At 71.2% G+C, this 17,703-nt stretch carries 19 protein-coding genes and 1 pseudogene; 9 read left to right on the forward strand and 11 right to left on the reverse strand.

Annotated features, from left to right (window positions below):
• The first annotated feature begins 65 nt into the window (after nucleotides 1–65).
• Together ABGB14_RS15505 and ABGB14_RS15510 are read left to right on the forward strand one after the other, a co-directional pair.
• Complete coding sequence (locus ABGB14_RS15505) at nucleotides 66–935, forward strand: sucrase ferredoxin (protein ID WP_347644329.1); 870 nt, start codon at nucleotides 66–68, stop codon at nucleotides 933–935.
• Nucleotides 936–1,034: 99 nt separating this feature from the next.
• Entirely contained in the window at nucleotides 1,035–1,346 is a 312-nt protein-coding gene (locus tag ABGB14_RS15510) for a WhiB family transcriptional regulator (RefSeq protein ID WP_101784355.1), read from the forward strand.
• A gap of 511 nt (nucleotides 1,347–1,857) precedes the next feature.
• Here the strand turns inward: ABGB14_RS15510 and ABGB14_RS15515 are convergent.
• Together ABGB14_RS15515 and ABGB14_RS15520 are read right to left on the reverse strand one after the other, a co-directional pair.
• Nucleotides 1,858–2,091 (reverse strand): DUF397 domain-containing protein, encoded by a 234-nt coding sequence (locus ABGB14_RS15515; protein WP_347644330.1) that lies wholly within the window; start codon nucleotides 2,089–2,091, stop codon nucleotides 1,858–1,860.
• Between the two features lie 135 nt (nucleotides 2,092–2,226).
• A complete protein-coding gene (locus ABGB14_RS15520) occupies nucleotides 2,227–3,108 on the reverse strand; it encodes a helix-turn-helix transcriptional regulator (protein WP_347644331.1) in 882 nt (293 codons plus the stop codon).
• A 266-nt stretch (nucleotides 3,109–3,374) separates the two neighbouring features.
• Here ABGB14_RS15520 and ABGB14_RS15525 point away from each other — a divergent pair, with 266 nt between their 5' ends.
• Nucleotides 3,375–3,704 (forward strand): ATP-binding protein, encoded by a 330-nt coding sequence (locus ABGB14_RS15525; protein ID WP_347644332.1) that lies wholly within the window; start codon nucleotides 3,375–3,377, stop codon nucleotides 3,702–3,704.
• A gap of 63 nt (nucleotides 3,705–3,767) precedes the next feature.
• Here ABGB14_RS15525 and ABGB14_RS15530 read toward each other — a convergent pair whose 3' ends face one another.
• Together ABGB14_RS15530 and rsgA are read right to left on the reverse strand one after the other, a co-directional pair.
• Nucleotides 3,768–4,403 (reverse strand): phosphoribosyltransferase, encoded by a 636-nt coding sequence (locus ABGB14_RS15530; protein WP_347644333.1) that lies wholly within the window; start codon nucleotides 4,401–4,403, stop codon nucleotides 3,768–3,770.
• A 164-nt stretch (nucleotides 4,404–4,567) separates the two neighbouring features.
• A complete protein-coding gene (rsgA, locus tag ABGB14_RS15535) occupies nucleotides 4,568–5,665 on the reverse strand; it encodes a ribosome small subunit-dependent GTPase A (RefSeq protein WP_347644334.1) in 1,098 nt (365 codons plus the stop codon).
• Between the two features lie 388 nt (nucleotides 5,666–6,053).
• On the opposite strand from rsgA, the gene ABGB14_RS15540 reads away from it, so the two are divergent.
• Entirely contained in the window at nucleotides 6,054–6,542 is a 489-nt protein-coding gene (locus ABGB14_RS15540; RefSeq protein ID WP_347644358.1) for a sigma-70 family RNA polymerase sigma factor, read from the forward strand.
• Nucleotides 6,539–7,267 (forward strand): zf-HC2 domain-containing protein, encoded by a 729-nt coding sequence (locus ABGB14_RS15545; protein WP_347644335.1) that lies wholly within the window; start codon nucleotides 6,539–6,541, stop codon nucleotides 7,265–7,267. The genes ABGB14_RS15540 and ABGB14_RS15545 overlap by 4 nt, the downstream gene beginning before the upstream one ends.
• Nucleotides 7,268–7,354: 87 nt before the next feature.
• On the opposite strand, the gene ABGB14_RS15550 is transcribed toward ABGB14_RS15545, so the two are convergent.
• Genes ABGB14_RS15550 through ABGB14_RS15575 form a run of 6 tightly spaced genes read right to left on the reverse strand, consistent with a single transcriptional unit; the run spans nucleotide 7,355 to nucleotide 13,863 of the window.
• Complete coding sequence (locus ABGB14_RS15550; protein ID WP_347644336.1) at nucleotides 7,355–8,329, reverse strand: oligopeptide/dipeptide ABC transporter ATP-binding protein; 975 nt, start codon at nucleotides 8,327–8,329, stop codon at nucleotides 7,355–7,357.
• Entirely contained in the window at nucleotides 8,330–9,301 is a 972-nt protein-coding gene (locus tag ABGB14_RS15555; protein ID WP_347644337.1) for an ABC transporter ATP-binding protein, read from the reverse strand.
• Nucleotides 9,298–10,545, reverse strand: coding sequence for a threonine synthase (locus ABGB14_RS15560; protein ID WP_347644338.1), 1,248 nt, complete (start codon nucleotides 10,543–10,545; stop codon nucleotides 9,298–9,300). The genes ABGB14_RS15555 and ABGB14_RS15560 overlap by 4 nt, the downstream gene beginning before the upstream one ends.
• A complete protein-coding gene (locus tag ABGB14_RS15565) occupies nucleotides 10,542–11,396 on the reverse strand; it encodes an ABC transporter permease (RefSeq protein WP_347618152.1) in 855 nt (284 codons plus the stop codon). The genes ABGB14_RS15560 and ABGB14_RS15565 overlap by 4 nt, the downstream gene beginning before the upstream one ends.
• Nucleotides 11,396–12,313, reverse strand: coding sequence for an ABC transporter permease (locus tag ABGB14_RS15570; protein ID WP_347644339.1), 918 nt, complete (start codon nucleotides 12,311–12,313; stop codon nucleotides 11,396–11,398). Before ABGB14_RS15570 ends, ABGB14_RS15565 begins: the two co-directional genes overlap by 1 nt.
• Nucleotides 12,310–13,863 carry an ABC transporter substrate-binding protein gene (locus ABGB14_RS15575; RefSeq protein WP_347644340.1) on the reverse strand — a complete coding sequence of 518 codons (1,554 nt, stop codon included), beginning with the start codon at nucleotides 13,861–13,863 and terminating at the stop codon, nucleotides 12,310–12,312. Before ABGB14_RS15575 ends, ABGB14_RS15570 begins: the two co-directional genes overlap by 4 nt.
• 115 nt (nucleotides 13,864–13,978) lie before the next feature.
• Between ABGB14_RS15575 and ABGB14_RS15580 the strand changes: the two genes are divergently transcribed.
• The 4 genes from ABGB14_RS15580 (at nucleotide 13,979) to ABGB14_RS15595 (ending at nucleotide 17,415) form a co-directional block, all read left to right on the forward strand.
• Complete coding sequence (locus tag ABGB14_RS15580; RefSeq protein ID WP_347644341.1) at nucleotides 13,979–14,719, forward strand: IclR family transcriptional regulator; 741 nt, start codon at nucleotides 13,979–13,981, stop codon at nucleotides 14,717–14,719.
• Entirely contained in the window at nucleotides 14,716–15,729 is a 1,014-nt protein-coding gene (locus tag ABGB14_RS15585; protein WP_347644342.1) for a serine hydrolase domain-containing protein, read from the forward strand. Before ABGB14_RS15580 ends, ABGB14_RS15585 begins: the two co-directional genes overlap by 4 nt.
• Entirely contained in the window at nucleotides 15,726–16,925 is a 1,200-nt protein-coding gene (locus ABGB14_RS15590; RefSeq protein ID WP_347644343.1) for a hypothetical protein, read from the forward strand. The genes ABGB14_RS15585 and ABGB14_RS15590 overlap by 4 nt, the downstream gene beginning before the upstream one ends.
• Nucleotides 16,926–17,022: 97 nt before the next feature.
• Nucleotides 17,023–17,415: a hypothetical protein gene (locus ABGB14_RS15595; RefSeq protein ID WP_347644344.1), complete on the forward strand. Its 393-nt coding sequence runs from the start codon at nucleotides 17,023–17,025 to the stop codon at nucleotides 17,413–17,415.
• 80 nt (nucleotides 17,416–17,495) lie between these two features.
• Here ABGB14_RS15595 and ABGB14_RS15600 read toward each other — a convergent pair.
• A pseudogene (locus tag ABGB14_RS15600) lies at nucleotides 17,496–17,703 on the reverse strand (IS110 family transposase); the annotation flags it as partial.

A 17,703-nucleotide genomic window follows, 5' to 3' on the forward strand; every position in this document is an offset into this window, starting at 1 on the left:
TCGGGGAAGGGGTACGGGCGTTGGCGACGGGCTGCGAGCATCCCATCGGGTGCCACACGGGCGAGGTGCCCACACTGGCGAGCGCGACCGTGGGAGCCAGGCTCTGGCTGCTCATCGAATACACCGGCGCCTGGCCCTCGCGCCTGGAAAACTTCGAACTTCCTCAAGAAATCTCCGAACTCGTCCGCCGGGCGCTCGAACGCGGTATCAGGCCCCAGCTGATCCGCCGTCCCGGAAAGCGGACCCGCCAGCGGGAGCAGGGAATCCGTGTGCTACTGGGTCACGCGGCCGGCGATCGCCCATGGCTCGCCGGGGGCGTCGTCGCAGGTCCCGACGATCTTGACCTGGACGCTTTCGTGGCCGGAGCAGTCCCGGAGTCCTGCATACTTGAAGACGAGCCGGTATTTCTGGTCTGCACGCACGCCAAGCGCAATGTGTGCTGCGCCCGCATTGGATTGCCCCTCGCTCGGTCACTGGCCGAATCTTTGCCGGACAGAGTGTGGGAAACGTCACACGTTGGCGGCGATCGCTACGCCGCCAACCTCGTGTGCTTGCCACACGGAATTTTCTACGGCAGCATGTCTCAGGCTGCTGCACTGGCAGCGGCTAACGCGTACCGGTCGGGCGAGATCATTCTCGACCGCTACCGGGGACGCGCAGGCATCCCTGAGCCATTGCAAGCCGTGGAACACTTCGCCCGAGCCCATACGGGAGAGCGTTCCGTCGGCGCGGTGGCCGTGGAATCCTCCAGGTCGGACGGCGACGTCACCAAAGCCATCGTGCGCTGCGGCGACGTCCGGTTCCAGGTTGTGATCGAGCCATCGGCGTTCACCGCGCCGTGTGGTACGGCTTGCGCCGAGACGATCACCACCTACCGGCTGGTTTCGCTGGACAGGCTCACGCCTGTGCGGTACGCCACGCCCGCTCTCGCCTGACCAGGGAACATCACGGCCCGACCTTGCGTTGGAACAGTGACGCCATAAGCGTCCAATGCGGCTCAATTCCGAAATACCTCTCACGAAGGTGGTTTTCTCATGTCTCAGGTACGTCGGCAGCTCGCCCGCCCGCGCCCCAGCTGGGGTTGGCAGGATGATGCCGCGTGCCGGGGTGAGGACCTCGTGCTCTTCTTCGGCCCCGACGGGGAGCGGCAGCCCGAGCGTGACGTACGTGAGCGGAAGGCGAAGGCGATCTGCGCCCAGTGCCCCGTCCGCACCGAGTGCCTTGACTACGCGCTGTCCCGGCCCGAGAAGTACGGCACGTGGGGCGGTCTCAACGAGGACGAGCGCGCCAGCGAGCGTCGCCGTCGTATGCGCCGCGCGGCCAGCGCCGGCATCTCCGCCGCCTGACACACACCCGGCTGCGTCACCAGCCCGCGTGATCATGCAGTTGTCCCGATGAACCAGGGCCTGGCCCTCCACGTCCAGGCCCTGGCGAACCCGGTCGGGACAACTGCCTGATCAGGCACCCTCACCTGGCACCATCCACGGTTTCACCCAGCGGTCCGGCCGGGCGACATCCCGGCCGGGACCCGCGGCGATCACGCCCGCACCGGCGGCTTCGCCGGGCCCCAGGGCGGTCCGCTTCTCCGCACCGGCGATGTTTTCCCGCCGGTCTCACACGCCGGCGACGTTCCACCCGCGCGGCTGCACACGCCCGCGCCGGTCCGCACGGCGATCCGGCGGTCCCGCACCCGCCTCCCCCGGCCCACCGGCCTACGGCCTCTCCCAGCCGGCGATCGGGACCGGCCCGCTTGCGCGGCCCTCTCGAAGGGGCGCCTCTGGCGCGCCCACGGTCGAGTGACCGAAATGCATCGCCGGGCAGACCGTAACCCGGCCTGCCCGGCGACGAACACCCGCCTCAGACGATCAGGTCGTCGAATTCCCCGTCCTTCGCTCCGAGCACGAACGCGGTGATCTCAGCCTGCGTGTAGACGAGCGCGGGGCCGTCGGGAAAACGTGAGTTGCGCATCGCTATCTCCCCCGTGGGCAGGCCGGCGACCTCGACGCAGTTGCCGTTGGGGTTGCTCTGCTTGCTCTTGCGCCAGGCGACGGGAAGGCGGCCGGCGGGCGTTCCGTTGCGGAACTCGTGCATGGAGGCGGCTCCTCGCGATCTTACGGATGCACGTGCATCCGCGCTTGCGAGTTGACAATACGACAGCACGCCGCGGCCCATATACCGGACGACCAAAAATCCTGGTATGCCGTGGATCACAGGGATATCAGCAGCTCAGCTGGAAATAAGCCGCTCCAGGAAGCGCCGGGTCGCCTTGGGCTCCTCGGCCTGGATGCTGAGCCGATCCATGACCTCCATGTAGTGGTCGGAATCAGCGGGCTTGTCCAGGTAGAGGGCGCTGGTGAGCTGCTCCATGTACACCACGTCGGGCAACTCGCGCTCGGGGAAGCGCAGGATGCTGAAGGGACCGCCGGCCGCCGCGTGCCCGCCGCGGTCGAACGGCATGATCTGCACGGTGACGTTGCGTTCGGCCGTGATGTCGAGGAGGAAGGCGATCTGCTCCCGCATCGTCTCGGGCCCGCCCAGCGTGCGCCGCACGACGGCCTCGTCGATCACCGCCCAGAGCGTCAGGCCGCTGTCCAGCCGCCTCTGCCTGGCCATGCGCAGCGCCACCCGGCGGTCGAGCTCCGACCGCGCGGCCTTCTCGTGGGCCAGTTCGATGACCGCTCTGGCGTAGGCGGAGGTCTGGAGCAGCCCGGGGACGAACTGGTTCTCGTAGGTACGGATGCTGGAGGCGGCGCCCTCCAGGCCGATATAGACCTCGAACCACGACGGCAGCAGGTCGCCGTACTTGTGCCACCAGCCGGGGGCGTTGGCCTGCTTGGCCAGGGCGAGCAGCGGCTCGCGCTCGGAGGGGTCGGTGACGCCGTAGAGGGTGAGCAGATCGGCCACGTCGCGCTGCTTGAAGCTGACCTGGCCGAGCTCCAGCCGGCTGATCTTGGCGTGAGATGCGCGAATCGAGTACCCCGCGTCCTCGCGCGAGATACCCTTCTCCGTGCGGAGCCTGCGGAGTTGGGTGCCGAGCAGGATTCGCAGCACCGTCGGGCTTCCGGGGGCATGGCTGAGCAGCCTTCCCTCCGCGCTCTGTGCGCTCACGCACCGCTCCTAGATCATCTGCACGTGCAGATGCGATTCGCATCTGTAAACTACGAAAAGTCTTGCATCGGTAAGCACTCCCCGTAAAGATGGGCATTGGATCACCAGACCGCGCTTCGGGGGCCTGAATGACGACTTTCGACGCTCGGCCGCAAGCCGCCATCGGTTCCCGGCCTCCCGGATGGCTCTCGTCCGTCCTCGTTGACGGTCATGCCGGTGAGTGCGACGCCGTCTTCCCCTTCCACCAGCGCCTCGAGCCTTCGTGCGTGGCGACCGCCCGGCGGTTCGTCGACCAGACGCTCACCGCGTGGGACGTGACGGAGGTGGCCTTCGACGCGCAGCTCGTGGTCTCGGAGCTGGTGACCAACGCCATGCGGCACGGCGGCGGGGTGGCTCAGCTGCGCCTGCTGTCTCACGGCGCGGAGCTCGCCTGCGTGGTGGCCGACCACAGCCACACCGTGCCGGTGGCCGCCGCGCCCGACGTGTTCTCGGAGTTCGGGCGAGGGCTGCGGCTGGTGGACGCCCTCTGCTCCACCTGGGGCTGGCTCTCCCCCAGTGGCTCGCGCAAGCTCGTCTGGGCCGTCCTCGCCGGCTGACCCGGCCGCGTGCGGGCTCGATGTCCTCGCCGACCGGCCGCGCCGCTCATCGGCGTACGTCATTCACCGCGATCCCGCCTCCCGGAGCAGCTCGAGCACGTCGTCGTCACTGAGCTGGTCGAAGCGCTCGTACCACTGGCCGACCGCCCTGAAGTCGACCGGCGTCAGCAGCACGACCACCTCGTCGGCCTCCTCCCGCAGGGACGTGACGGTGTCGCGCGCCCCGACCGGCACGGCCAGCGTCACCTTGTCGGGCTTGGCCGTGCTGACCGCCCTGAGCGCGGCCCGCGCGGTGCCGCCGGTGGCCAGGCCGTCGTCCACCACGATCACCTCGCGTCCCTCCAGCGAGGGCAGGGGGCGGTCACCCCGGTAGACGCTCACCCGGCGGGCCAGCTCGCGCCGCTCCTGCTCGACCACGTCCGCGACGGACTCGGGGGTCAGGCCGAGCCGGTGCAGCAGCGCCAGGTCGAACACCGGCTCGCCACCCTCGGCCACCGCGCCGACGCCCAGCTCGGGCTGCCCCGGATAGCCGATCTTCCTGGTCACGAGCACGTCGAGCCTGGCGCCGAGCCGGCGTGCGATGGGCTCGGCCACCGCCACCCCGCCGCGCGGCAGCGCGAGCACCACGGGGTCGTGGGCGTCCCGCAGCCCTTCGGCGAGCAGCGCACCGGCCTCTGCCCGGTCTGCGAAAAGCATCATGACTTCTGCCTACCCGCCGACGCCGTCTCCTCGCCTCCGCACGCCCGCCCCGGAGCGACGAACGGCCGCCCCGGCAGGGACCGGCGGCACGAGGGCGCGCGAGCCGGCCTGGCGAGGCCGCACGGGCCCCGCGAGGCCGGCCGGGTGGCGGCGCCGGCGGAGGGTCAGGGACGGTTGCGCCCCGAGCGGCGCATCTCCTTCGTGATGACCTTCCACTTGTTCTGCTGCTCCTTACGGAGCCGCGCGTCGGTCCTGGCCGCCATCCACGCCGCCTCCCGCTGCAGCTTGCGCCAGCTCTCCAGGCGCCGCTCCGGCAGCTCTCCGCTGTCCAGGGCGGCCAGCACCGCGCACCCGGGCTCTCCGGCATGGCCGCAGTCGCTGAACCTGCACCGCTCCGCGAGCGCCTCGATGTCGGCGAAGACGAGGTCGACGCCCTCGCCGATGTCGTAGAGGCCGATCCTGCGGATGCCCGGCGTGTCGATGATCAGCCCGCCGCCGGGCAGCGGGATCAGCTCTCTGTGCACCGTGGTGTGCCGGCCGCGCCCGTCGGCGGCGCGCACCTGCTGGGTCTCCATGACGGGCTCCCCCGCCAGGGCGTTGACCAGGGTGGACTTGCCGGCGCCCGACGGGCCGAGGATGACGGCCGTACGGGAGCCCTCGAGGTAGTCACCGGCCAGCCGCACCCCGTCGCCGCTCAACGAGGAGACGGCGTGCACGTCGACGCCGGGCGCGGCCACCCGCACGTCGGCGAGCAGCTGGTCGAGACCGTGCTCGAACAGGTCGGACTTGGTGATGAGCACCACCGGCGTGCCTCCTGACTCCCAGGCCAGGGCGGCGAGCCGCTCGATGCGGCCCAGGTCGGCGAAGTCGGTGGAGTGCATGGACGGCTCGGCGACGAAGACGACGTCGACGTTGGCCGCGAGCACCTGGCCCTGGCCGTCGCCTGACAGGCCGCCGACCGAGGTGCGGCTGACGCCTCCCCGGATGAACGCGGTCGTCCTCGGCAGGACCTCGTCGAGCTCGTAGCGGCCCTCGTCGAGCCAGGACAGCGCGACCCAGTCGCCGACGCACGGCAGCGCCACCGGGTCGGCGGCGGCCGCCCTGCGCACGTGAGCGGCGTATCTGGCGTGATGCTGGCCGTCGGCCGCGATCACCTCGGCGGCGCCGCGATCGACGCGGGCGACGCGGGCGGGAACGGTGCCGGCGGGCAGCTCGGCGGCGCGCTGATCGCTCCAGCCGAGCAGGGAAAGATCGTATGACAACGCAGTGAACCTTTGATGCGAGAAGGAGCCGGGCAGCTCAGACGAGGGCCCGGAGGTGGACGGACGGCATGTCGACCAGAACGACCCGCATAGTCCTCACCTCCCCGATCGGTTGCCTGTGCGACTTTACGCACACAGCACCGACGTGCGCAATCACATTAAGTATCGCGATCTGTTGAACCGTGCCTGGGCGACCGGCCGTACCACCTGCCGACGGACGCGTGAAAGGGGAATGATGCGGATCAGCACGTATCCCCCGCCCTCGGCCGAGGGAGCCCTCCCGATGGGCAGGCCGCGCTTACGACACTGGCTCCGGCGGGTACGACCGGATGACGCGGTGCGCGACGGCGGGGTGCCGGACGACGAGGTGCCGGACGACGAGGTGGTCGTGTCCGCGCTCTACCGGGAGTATCACCGGCCGCTGCTGGCCTTCGTGATCAGGCTCACGGCCGGCGATCGGCAGTGGGCGGAAGACGTGGTGCAGGAGACCATGATCCGTGCCTGGCGCAGTGCGGAGCGGCTCGACCCTGACGCGGTCTCGCTCATGCCCTGGCTGGCCACGGTCGCCAGACGTATCGTGATCGACGACCGGCGGCGCAGGGACGCCCGCCCGCAGGAGTCTGGCGACGGTCAGCTGGAGAGCATGTCCGTGCCCGACGGGATGGAGGGACTGCTGCACCAGGTGGTCGTGACAGAGGCGCTGAAGGCGCTGTCGCCGGCACATCGCGAGATCCTCAACGAGACGATCCTGCGGGATCGCTCGGTCAACGACGCCGCGCGGTCGCTCGGCATCCCCGTGGGCACCGTGAAGTCCCGCGTCTACTACGCCGTCCGCGCGCTGCGGATCGCGCTGGAGGAGCGGGGGGTGACGGCATGACCTCCCGCGTCGAGCACACCGACGTCGGCGCCTACGCCCTCGGCCTCCTGGAGGAGGACGACCGCTTCGCCTTCGAGGCCCACCTGCTCGGCTGCCCCGCCTGCCGGTCCGAGCTGGCCGACCTGGCCGGCGTGGCGAGCGTGCTGCACGGCATCGGCCCTCTTCCCGAGGACCCCCGCCCGCCGTCCACCGGCGACCTCACCGGGCAGGGCGACGTGGTCGGCCGCCTCCGGCGCAGGAAGGCGGCTCACCGGCGGCAGCGCAGGGGGACGTTCGCGGTCGGGATGGCGGCGGCCGTCACGCTGGTCGCCGGCGGGCTGACCATCGGCACGCAGCTCAGCGCGGGCGAGCCACCGGTCGCGCAGGGTGAGGCGGAGAGCATGGGCCCGGCCGAGCAGTTCTTCGCCGGCGGCACCCCCATCGAGGGCGAAGGCGTCGACGGGGTGACCGGCGGGCTGGTCGTGGAGTCCAAGGCCTGGGGCACCCACGCCGCGCTCAAGCTGGCCGGGGTCAGAGGACCGCTGGAGTGCGAGCTGGTCTCGGTCGGCAAGAAGGGAGAGCGGCGGGTGATGACCGGATGGTCCGTACCTCCAGCCGGGTACGGAGTTCCAGGTTCGCCCGACCCCCTCTACATGCACGGCGGCAGTGCCACGCCGCTGAAGGACGTCGACCGCTTCGAGGTGGTCACCTCGACCGGCAGGAAACTGCTCACCATCGAGGCCTGACCGCCGCCGTAGCGGGCGGGGCACTCCGGCCCGCCCCGCCCGCCCGGCGCCCCGCCGCACCCCGAGCCCGTGCGGCGGGGCGCCGCGTCACGTCAGGGCGGCCACGTCCGACACCGGGAACAGGCAGGCCGCGGTGTGACCGGGGCTCTCCTGGGGTGCCAGCGGCGGGCGGGTGGCCGAGCATTCCGCGCGGGCGGCCGGGCAGCGGGTGTGGAAGCTGCAGCCGGACGGCGGATCGGCGGGCGACGGCGGGTCGCCCTTGAGCACGATGCGCCGCCGCGTCCGCTCCACCTTCGGGTCGGCCACGGGCGCGGCCGACAGCAGGCTGTGCGTGTACGGGTGGCGCGGCGCCGTGAACAGCGTCTCCGTGCCGGCCAGCTCGACGATCCTGCCGAGGTTCATGACGGCGACGCGGGTGGCGATCTGCCGCATGATCGACAGGTCGTGGGAGACGAACAGGTACGTCAAACCGCGCTCGGCCTGCAGCCGCTTCATCAGGTTGACGATCTGGGCCTGGATGGAGACGTCGAGCGCGCTGACCGGCTCGTCGCAGATGACCAGCTTCGGCTCCAGCGCCAGGGCTCGGGCGATGCCGATCCGCTGCCGCTGGCCGCCGGAGAACTCGTGCGGGAAACGGTCCTGGCTGCCCGCCTCCAGCCCGACGGCGTCGAGCAGCTCGGCGACGCGCTGCCGGGCGGCGGCCGAGCGGCGGCGCACCCGGCCGTGGGTGACCAGCGGCTCGGCGACGATCTCGCCGACGCGCATGCGGGGGTTGAGGCTGGCGTACGGGTCCTGCAGCACGACCTGCATGTCCTCGCGCACCGCCAGCAGCTCCTTCTGCCGCAGGCCGAGGAGTTCCCTGCCGTCGAACCAGATCTCGCCGCCACTGGCCTCGACCAGCCGCAGGATGAGCCGGGTCAGCGTGGTCTTGCCGCAGCCGGACTCGCCCACCAGGCCAAGTGTCTCGCCCGGGTGCACGTCGAAGGACACGTCGTCCACGGCGACCACCTTCGAGCTGAACTCCTTGCGCACGCCGCGCAGCGACAACAGCGGATCGGCCATCTACGGGCTCCCTTCGAGCAGGCAGGCGGCGCTGTGCCCCGGCGCGCGCTCCAGCAGCGGCGGCACCTGGGTGGCGCACTCGGGCACGGCCAGCGCGCAGCGGGGGTGGAAGGCGCATCCCCCGGGCGGCGCGAACAGGTTGGGCGGGCTGCCCGGGATCGGGTCGAGCGCCGCGCCGCCCGGCACGTCCGAGCGGGGCATGGAGCGCAACAACGCCTTCGTGTACGGCATGCGCGGCGTGTCGAAGACGTCGTCCACGGCGGCCAGCTCGACCGGGCGGCCGCCGTACATGACCAGGACCTGGTCCGCGGAGCGGGCCACCACGCCGAGGTCGTGCGTGATGAGCACGATGGCCATGCCGAACCGTTCCTGCAGCGCCGCGAGCAGCTCCATGATCTGGGCCTGGACGGTCACGTCGAGCGCGGTCGTCGGCTCGTCGGCGATGAGGATCCTGGGACGGCAGGCGAGCGCGATCGCGATCATGACGCGCTGGCGCATGCCGCCGGAGAACTGGTGCGGATATTCCCCGGCCCGCTGCTCGGGGTGGGGGATGCCGACCTCGCGCAGCGCCGCCACCGCCTGGGCCCGAGCCTCGGACCTGGACAGGCCCTGGTGCAGGCGGAGCGACTCGGCGATCTGCGCGCCCACGGTCTTGAGCGGGTTGAGACTGGTCATGGGGTCCTGGAACACCATGGCGATCTCGTTGCCGCGGATCCTGCGCATCTCCCGCTCGGGCAGCTTGAGCAGGTCACGGCCGCCCGCGAGGATCTCCCCGCCGGTGTAGTGGCAGGGAGGCGTGGGGTGCAGGCGCAGGATCGACAGGGCGGTCGCGGTCTTGCCGCTGCCCGACTCGCCGACCACGGCCAGCGTCTGCCCGGCCTCGACCGACAACGACACCCCGTTGACCGGTTTGACCGTGCCCGCGTCCAGGCGGAACTCGACGTGCAGGTCGTTGATCTCCAGCAGGCTCACTCGACGCCTCCCCGGAAGATCCGCAGCAGCTCTGCGGGGTCGGCCTGCACCGTCCCCTGAGGCGGGCGCGCGGCCTGGGCCAGGGCGCTGGGCTGCTTGAGCGCGCCCCCGGTGACGACGCTGACCACGGTGTCGCTCTCGGACACCCAGCCCTGGGCGCGGGCGCGCAGCAGCGCGGCGGTGGAGGCCGCCGCGGACGGCTCGGCCGAGATGCCCTCCTCGCCGAGCAGCCGCATCGCCTCGAACAGGTCGTTGTCGTCGACGGCGACGACCCGGCCGCCGGAGTCGTAGACGGCGCGCAGCACCCGCGAGCCGCCCTGGATGGGGGCGTCGCCGGCGATGCTCTGGGCCACGGTCTTGTTCGCGTCGCCGTGGCGGCCCGCCACCGTCCTGCCCTCGGCGAAGGCGCGGACGAGCGGCGCGGAGGCGGCCGGCTGCACGCCCACCATCTTCGGCAGCCGGTCGATGAGCCCGAGCCGCTTCAGCTCCCGGAAGCCCTTCCAGGCGCCGTAGAGCCCGCCGCCGGTGCCGACCGGGTGCACCATGACGTCGGGCGCGCGCCAGCCGAGCGCCTCGCAGATCTCGTACGCGTACGTCTTCATGCCCTCGTGCCGCACGGGGTTGATGAAGTTGACGAAGCAGTAGAACCCGGCCTCCGACAGGGCACTCACCCCGGCGAAGATCTCCAGGCTGGAGCGGTAGCGCAGGCGCAGCACGCGGGCCCCGCTGAGGCTGATGGCCGCGATCTTGGATTCGTTGGCGACGTCCTCGACCAGGACCGTGGCCTCGATGCCGGCCCTGGCCGCGTAGGCGGCGAACGAGGCGCCGGCGTTGCCCGAGCTGTAGGTGAACGCCTGCGTCACGCCCAGCGCCCTGGCGAAGCCGGTGGCGACGGAGAACCCGCGGTCCTTGAAGCTGCCGGTGGGCATGAGCGTGTCGTTCTTGACCAGCAGGCCGGGCAGGCCGATATGGCGGCCCAGCCTCCTGGTGCGCATCAGCGGGGTGTCGCCCTCGCCGAGGTGGAGGGGTTCGGCGTGCTCGGGCAGCGGGAGCAGATCCGACCAGCGCCACAACCCCAGGTGGCGGCGGCTCGCCGCGCTGTCCAGGATGTCCTGCGGCTCGGCGGGGCCGAGGTCGTACTCGATCTCGAGCAGGCCGCCGCACGCCTCGCAGAGCAGGGCGGGGGTCTTCAGCGGGAAGGTGGCGTGGCAGTCGTCGCACCTGTAGTGCGTGGCGAGGTTCATCGGGTGTAGGCCTTCGGGTCGGCGACGTCGCGGAGGAGGTCGCCGGTGACGTTGATCGCGAGTGTTGTCATCATGATGGCAGCGCCGCTGAAGACTGCGATCCACCAGGCGCTGCGCAGATAGAGCTGGCCGTCGGCGAGCAGGCTGCCCCACGTGGGCACGCTGGGGGGCACGCCGAGCCCCAGATAGCTGAGCGACGCCTCCGCGACGATCATCGCCGCCACCTGAAGGGTGCCGATGGTGGCCAGCGGGGCGACGATGTTGGGGACGAGGTGGCGGACCATGATCTGCGGCCCGGTGTCGCCGATGGCCCTGGCGGCGGTGACGAACTCGCGTTCGCGCAGGGAGAGCACTTCGGCGCGGACCACGCGGGCGTACGACACCCAGCCGGTCAGGCCGAGCACGAGGATCATGAAGAACAGGCTCGGGCCGAGCACCGCGATGATGGCCAGCGCCAGGAGGATCGACGGGAACGCGAGCTGCACGTCGGCCAGGCGCATGAACACCTGCTCGCGCCAGCCCCTGTAGTAGCCGCTGATCACCCCGATCACGGCGCCGACCAGGCCGGACAGCACGGTGGCCGCAAGGCCGACGAGGAGCGAGACGCGGGTGCCGTACATGATGCGGCTGAGCACGTCGCGGCCCAGCTTGTCGGTGCCCAGCAGATAGCCGGGCTCGCTGCCGCTCATCCAGAACGGCGGGCGCAGCTTCAGCTCGAGGTTCTGCAGGTTCGGGTCGTGCGGGGAGATCAGCGGCGCGAACAGGCCGACGAACACGACGAGGACGATGACGCCCACGGCGACCTTGGCGGCGTGGTTGCGGCGCAGCGCGCGCAGGACTGCGGTCGGCATCAGCTCAACCTCACCCGGGGATCCAGCAGGGCGTACGACAGGTCCACGATCAGGTTCACGACGACGAACACGGCCGCCAGGAACAGCACCGTGGCCTGCATCAGCGGATAGTCGCGGTACGTGATCGCCTCCACGGTCAGCCGCCCGATCCCCGGCCAGGAGAACACCTGCTCGGTGAGGATCGCGCCGCCGAGCAGGCTGCCGACCTCCAGGCCGACGACGGTGACGACCGGCAGCGACGCGTTGCGCAGGCCGTGCGAGGTGACGGTCATGAACCCGGACAGGCCCTTGGCCCTGGCGGTGCGGATGTAGTCCTCGCCGAGCACGTCGATCAGCGAGGAACGCAGCAGCCTGGCGATCATGGCGGCGGAATAGAGGCCGAGGGTGATCGCGGGCAGCACCAGGTGGGCGGGCGAGCCGGTGCCCGAGGCGGGCAGCCACTGGAGGTTGACCGCGAAGATGAGGATGAGCAGGATGCCCACCCAGAACGCGGGAGTGGACTGGCCGACCAGCACCGAGGCCATGACGGAGGTGTCGGTCGCGCTGCCCCGCCTGACGGCCGCGACGATCCCGGCCGGGATCGACACGACCAGGGTGAACGCCAGGGCAGCCAGGGCCAGGTCGACCGTGAGCGGCAGCCGTTCCATGATGACCTCGAACGCGGGGCGGTGGAAGAACACCGACTGGCCGAAGTCGAGGCTGAGCAGGCCCGTCATGTAGGAGGCGTACTGCTCGGGCAGCGGCCGGTCGAGGCCGAGGCTCGCCCGCAGCGTGGCCTCCTGCTCGGCGGTGGCCTCCGGGGGCAACATCTGCTGCACGGGGTCGCCGGCCAGCCGGACGATGAAGAACGAGACGGTGGCCACGCAGAACAGCACGAGCAGGGTGTGGCCGATCCGCCGCAGGACGAATCCGGTCATGAGGTCGCGAGCTTGGCGTTCGCCATCGCGAGGGTGCCGTTGGCGTTGCTCTCCCACTGCACCTTGTCGCTGACCGCGTACAGGATGCTCGCCTGGTAGAGGTAGAGGAACGGCGACTCCTCGATCAGCATCTTCTGCAGCTCGGTGAAGGCCTCCTGGCGCACCTCCGGGTCGACCGACTGCTCTTCCTTGTCGACGAGCGCGTCGGCCTTCGGGTTGTTCCAGCGGCTCTGGCGCCGGTCGTGCCGGACGAACGACTGCAGGTTGCTGGAGGCGTCCATGGTCCAGCCGGAGTTGCCGACGAAGTACATCTCGCCGAGCGCCTTGCGATTGTCCGACACCAGGCGGCCCTTGAACGTGGCCGGGTCGAGCAGCGACACCTCGGCCTTGACGCCGACCTCGGCCAGCTGCCCCGAGATGGCCTGGGCGATGTCCTTGTCGGCCGTGGAGGACGAGAGCTTGAGCGCGAACCCGTCCGGGTGCCCGGCCGCGGCGAGCAGGCTCTTGGCCTTGGCCACGTCGTGCTGGTACGGCTGGATCGCGGGGTCGAAGCCGAACGCCTGCTTGGGGATGAACGTCGGGGTGCGTTCCGCTGCGCCGTTGAGCACCGACGTGATGAGGGTGTCCACGTCGAGCGCGTGGTTGAGCGCCTGGCGCACCCGCTTGTCCTTCAGCGGGCCCTCTTCGGTGTCGAGCGAGACGAAGAACGTGCGCACGCCCGGCCTGGTGACGACCTTGAAGCCGGGGGCGTCGCCGAGCTGCTGCGCGGCGTCGGGGGTCAGGCCGGTCACGATGTCCACCTCGCCCGACTGGAGCGCGGCCAGCGACGACGACGGGTCCGGCATGATCTTGAAGACGAGCTGCTCGACGGCGGGCTTGCCGTTCCAGTGGTCCGGGTTGGCCTTGAGCGTGATCTGGCTGTCGCGCTGCCACCGCTCGAACGTGAACGGGCCGGTGCCGATCGGGTGCTCGGCGAAGGCCTTCTCCCCCTTCTCCTTGATGTGCTTCGGCGGCACGATCACGCCGCCGAACAACGACAGCTTGGCCGGCAGGATCGGGTCCGGCTCCTTGGTGACCAGGTCGACCGTGTGCGGGTCGATCACCTCCGCGCCGGTGACCAGGCGCAGCTCGACGATGGGCGACTGGGTGTCCGGGTTGATGAGGCGTTCGATGCTGTACGCGACGGCGGCGGCGTCGCAGGGCTCGCCGTTGTGGAAGGTGACGTTCCTGCGCAGGTGGAAGCGCCAGGTCTTGTCGTCCTTGGACTCCCAGCGTTCGGCCAGGCCGCCGACGAGCTTGTCGTCGGTGTCCCGGACGGTGAGCGTGTCGAAGACGTTGATCAGCACGTTCATGGAGGGCAGGTCGCCCTGCTTCTGCGGGTCGAGGGTGGTGGCGTCGGAGGCGAGCGAGACCCGCAGGGCGGTCCCGGCGCTTCCCTGTCCGCCGCCGGAGGGCTTCGTGCTGGCGCAGGCCCCGAGGGAAACCGTCGCCGCGGCCAGGCCGCCGATCTTGAACAGGTCCCGGCGGGCCAGCAACGCACGGTCGAACATAAGCCCCCGCCTCCCTTTCTTGCGTTTCACATGGTGAAATGGCGTATCACGTGGTTGAATATGACCCGTTTCGGTTATGTCCGTCAACCCTTTTGGGACAGTCACCATGAACTCGGTGGAGAAGACGCTCGTCGTCTTAGGAGCCCTGGCCAGCCACGATCAACCCCGCCGCCTGGCGGACATCGCCCAGCGGACCGGCATCAACAAGACGACCGTGCACCGGATCCTGCAGATCTTCATCGCCCAGGGGTACGCCGTCTCGCACGGCGACGGCACGTACGCGTCGGGGCCCGCCATCCTCGCGCTGGCCCGGGCGGCGCTCACCGACAGGGACATGACGACCCTCGTCCGGCCGATCCTGGAGAACCTGCAGCGCAACACCTCGCACACCGTGCACTTCGCGATCCGCAGCGGCTCGTCGGCCGTCTACCTCGCCAAGGTCGAGTCGCAGCAGCCGTACCGGATGGCCTCGCGGGTCGGGACGCAGATCCCGCTGCACTGCACCGCGATCGGCAAGGCGATCCTCGCCCACCTGCCGGAGGAGGAGGTGCGCGCGGTGCTGGCGGCGACCGCGCCGCTGATCAGCAACACGCCCGCCACCATCACGGACCCGGATCTGCTCGTGGCCGAGCTGGAGGCGGTGCGGCAGCGCGGGTACGCGGTCGACGACGAGGAGAACGAGCCGAACGTGCGATGCGTCGGAGCGGTGGTGCACGACGCGGCGGGGACGGCGGTGGGCGCGGTCAGCGTGGCGGGGCTGACGCTCAATCTGGACGAGGACGACGTGCCGCTGCTCGGCCCGCTGGTGGTGGCCGCCGCCGCCCGGGTCTCCGCGGCGCTGGGGAGGAACGTATGACAGCCGGCCGCATTCTGGCCAGGGCCCGCGACAAGGGAGAGTTCTCGGGCGCGGCCTGGGCCTACGGCACGTCCGCCGGGCCGGTCGGGCGAGACACGCTCGGCACGCTGCGCTGGGACGGCGTCCCGGTGGGCGACGACACGCTGTGGGACCTCCCCTCGCTCACCAAGCCGATCGTCGGGCTCGCGGTGATGGCGCTGGTGGAGTCGGGCGAGCTCACCCTGGACGACACCGTCGAGTCCCACCTGCCCCGTTACGCCGGCACCGACAAGGCCGGCGTCACCGTGTTCGAGCTGCTCACCCACACCTCGCGCATCCCCGGCCAGCAGCCGCTCTACCGCCGCTGCCCCACCCGGGAGGACCTGCTCGACGCGCTCGCCGGCCTGCCGCTGCGGGAGCGGCAGGGCGTCGAGTACAGCTCCCAGGGCTTCATGATCCTCGCACTGGTCGCGGAGAGCGCCGCCGGGGTCCCGCTCGACCAGCTCGTACGCGAACGCGTCACCGCTCCCCTGAGCATGGACGACACCCGCTTCCTGCTTCCCGAGCACGATCGGGCCCGGGCGGCGGCCACCGAGGACTGCCCGTGGCGGGGCCGCGTCGTGCAGGGCACCGTGCACGACGAGAACGCCGAGGTGCTCGGAGGCGTCGCCGGCCACGCGGGCATGTTCGGCACCCTGGACGACCTGGCCAGGCTGGGCCAGGCGCTGTGCGGGGGCGGCGCCGGCGTCATCGCGCCGCGCACGCTGGCCGTCATGACCGGCACCAGGACCGGCGGCCGGGCACTGGCCTGGCAGGGCCACGAACCCCGTCTGGGCAGCGGCGGCGACCTGCTCACCGCGTCGGCGTACGGGCACGACGGGTTCACGGGGACGAGCCTGTGGGTGGATCCCGAGCTGGACTTCTACGCCGTGCTGCTGACCAACCGCGTGCACCCGAGCCGGGCGTCGGACGGGATCGCCCGCATCCGCCGCACCTTCCACAACGCCGCCGTCACGAGGGCGCTGCCATGAGCGGCGACGTACGCCTTCCCGCCGCCCTCGACACGCCGCTGCGCGTGCTCGGGCCGCCGCCCTCCGCCGGCGGGACCGGCCGCCTGCCTTCGGTGGACGGCCGCGCCCGCCTGACGCTCGCGGACGGGCGGGCCCGCCTGACCCGGCCGGAGCACGAGGAGGGGGCGGCCGCGCCCCCGGGCGGCGGGACGGCAACCGCTGCGGGCCCCGAGCTCGAGGGCGAACTCTGCATCGGCCCCGGCTGGGTGGACCTGCACGCCCACGTCTACGACGCGATGACGCAGATCAGCGTGCCGCCCGACCGGGCCGGCCTGGACGCGGGCGTGCACGTGCTCGCCGACGCGGGCAGCGCGGGACAGGCCACCATCGACGGGCTCGTCCGCTACGTCATCCCGGCGGCCAGGACGCAGGTGCGCGCCTGGCTCAACATCGGCTCCCACGGCCTGGTCCACCTGCGCGAGACCGCCGACCCGGCGTTCATCGACGTGGACGCCACGCTCGCCGCCATCGACCGGCACCGCGACGTCGTGTGCGGGGTGAAGGTGCGCTCCAGCGGCGCGATCGTCGGCGCGATGGGCCTGCAGCCGCTCCAGCTCGGCCGCCTGGTGGCCAGGGAGGCGGGCCTGCCGCTGCTGGTGCACGTGGGCGAGGCCCCGCCGCTGATCGGCGACGTGCTCGACCTCCTGGACGCCGGAGACGTCGTCACCCACTGCTACCACGGCAAGACCGGCGCCCCGTGGCTCCCCGGCGGCGCCCCGGCCCCGGCCCTGGACCGCGCCCTCGATCGCGGCGTGCTGCTGGACGTGGGGCACGGCGCGGCCAGCTTCAGCTTCGACGTGGCCACCCGCGCGCTGGCGGCCGGCTTCCCGCCGCACACGATCAGCACCGACCTCCACGTACGCAACATCGCCGGCCCGGTGCACGACCTGGCCACCACGCTCACCAAGCTGCTGCACTGCGGCATGGGGCTGGAGCCGGCGATCGAGGCGGTCACGGCCACGCCACGCCGGATCCTGCGCATGGACCAGCCCTGGCTCGGCGACGACGGCACGATCCGCCACGCCACGATCTTCCGCCTGGCCGCGGCCGCTCCCCCGGGCCGCGCCTACGTGGACGCGCGCGGCGGCACCGCGCGCCCGGACCGCCACGTGATCCCGGTCGCCACCGTCAGGGAGGGCGTCCTGGCCGAGCTGTGACGACACCGGCGTCCCCGCCGGGACGGGTCCCGGCGGGGAGCTGAGACGGTGAGCGCGTTCCCGAAGCGTCATGGGGAGGGGCTCGATGGATGCTCAGATGTCGGAACGCATGCCGACGAGCGTGGTGCTCGCGCTCGTGGGGGTCTGGTTCCAGGTCGTCGCCGGGGTGTTCGGCGCCTTCGTGACGTTGTCGCTGCTCGGCGACCGGCTCGACCACGGCCAGGACGTGCGGAACGCGGGCCTGGTGCGCGGCCTCGTCATCTTCTCCCTCGTCGTGACGGCCGTGCTCGCCGTCGCGGGGGTTCTCGCGCCCAAGCGGTTCCGCTGGACCCGCATCGTCATCCTGGCCGCGGAGGCCGTGGCCGTGCTGGACTCCCTGATCGGGCTGGTCGGCGGAGGCGGGATGCTCATGCTCGTCAAGCTCGTGCTCGCCCTCACGATCGGCGCGGTGCTGCTGACCGACAAGGGGCTCGACTGGTTCGTGCGGTGAACCGGCGCCCCCTGACCACGGTCATGGTCAGGAGAGCGCCGTCGCGGCGGCCCGCCACGTGCGGGATGCTCCTATTGATGTCAAGCACTGGGTTCATGATCAGTTCTGGTGATGACCCGATAGAGCTCGCGGGCGATGTAGCGCTTGAGGCAGCGGATGACCTCTTTCTTGGACAGGCCGTCTTGGGTGCGTCGTTCCATGTAGGCGCGGGTGCGTGGGTCCCAGCGCAGGCGGACCAGGGCGATGCGGTAGAGGGCGGCGTTGGCTTGGCGGTCGCCGCCGCGGTTG

The sequence above is a fragment of the Nonomuraea sp. B10E15 genome (genome assembly GCF_039871615.1).
Classification (GTDB): Bacteria; Actinomycetota; Actinomycetes; order Streptosporangiales; family Streptosporangiaceae; genus Nonomuraea.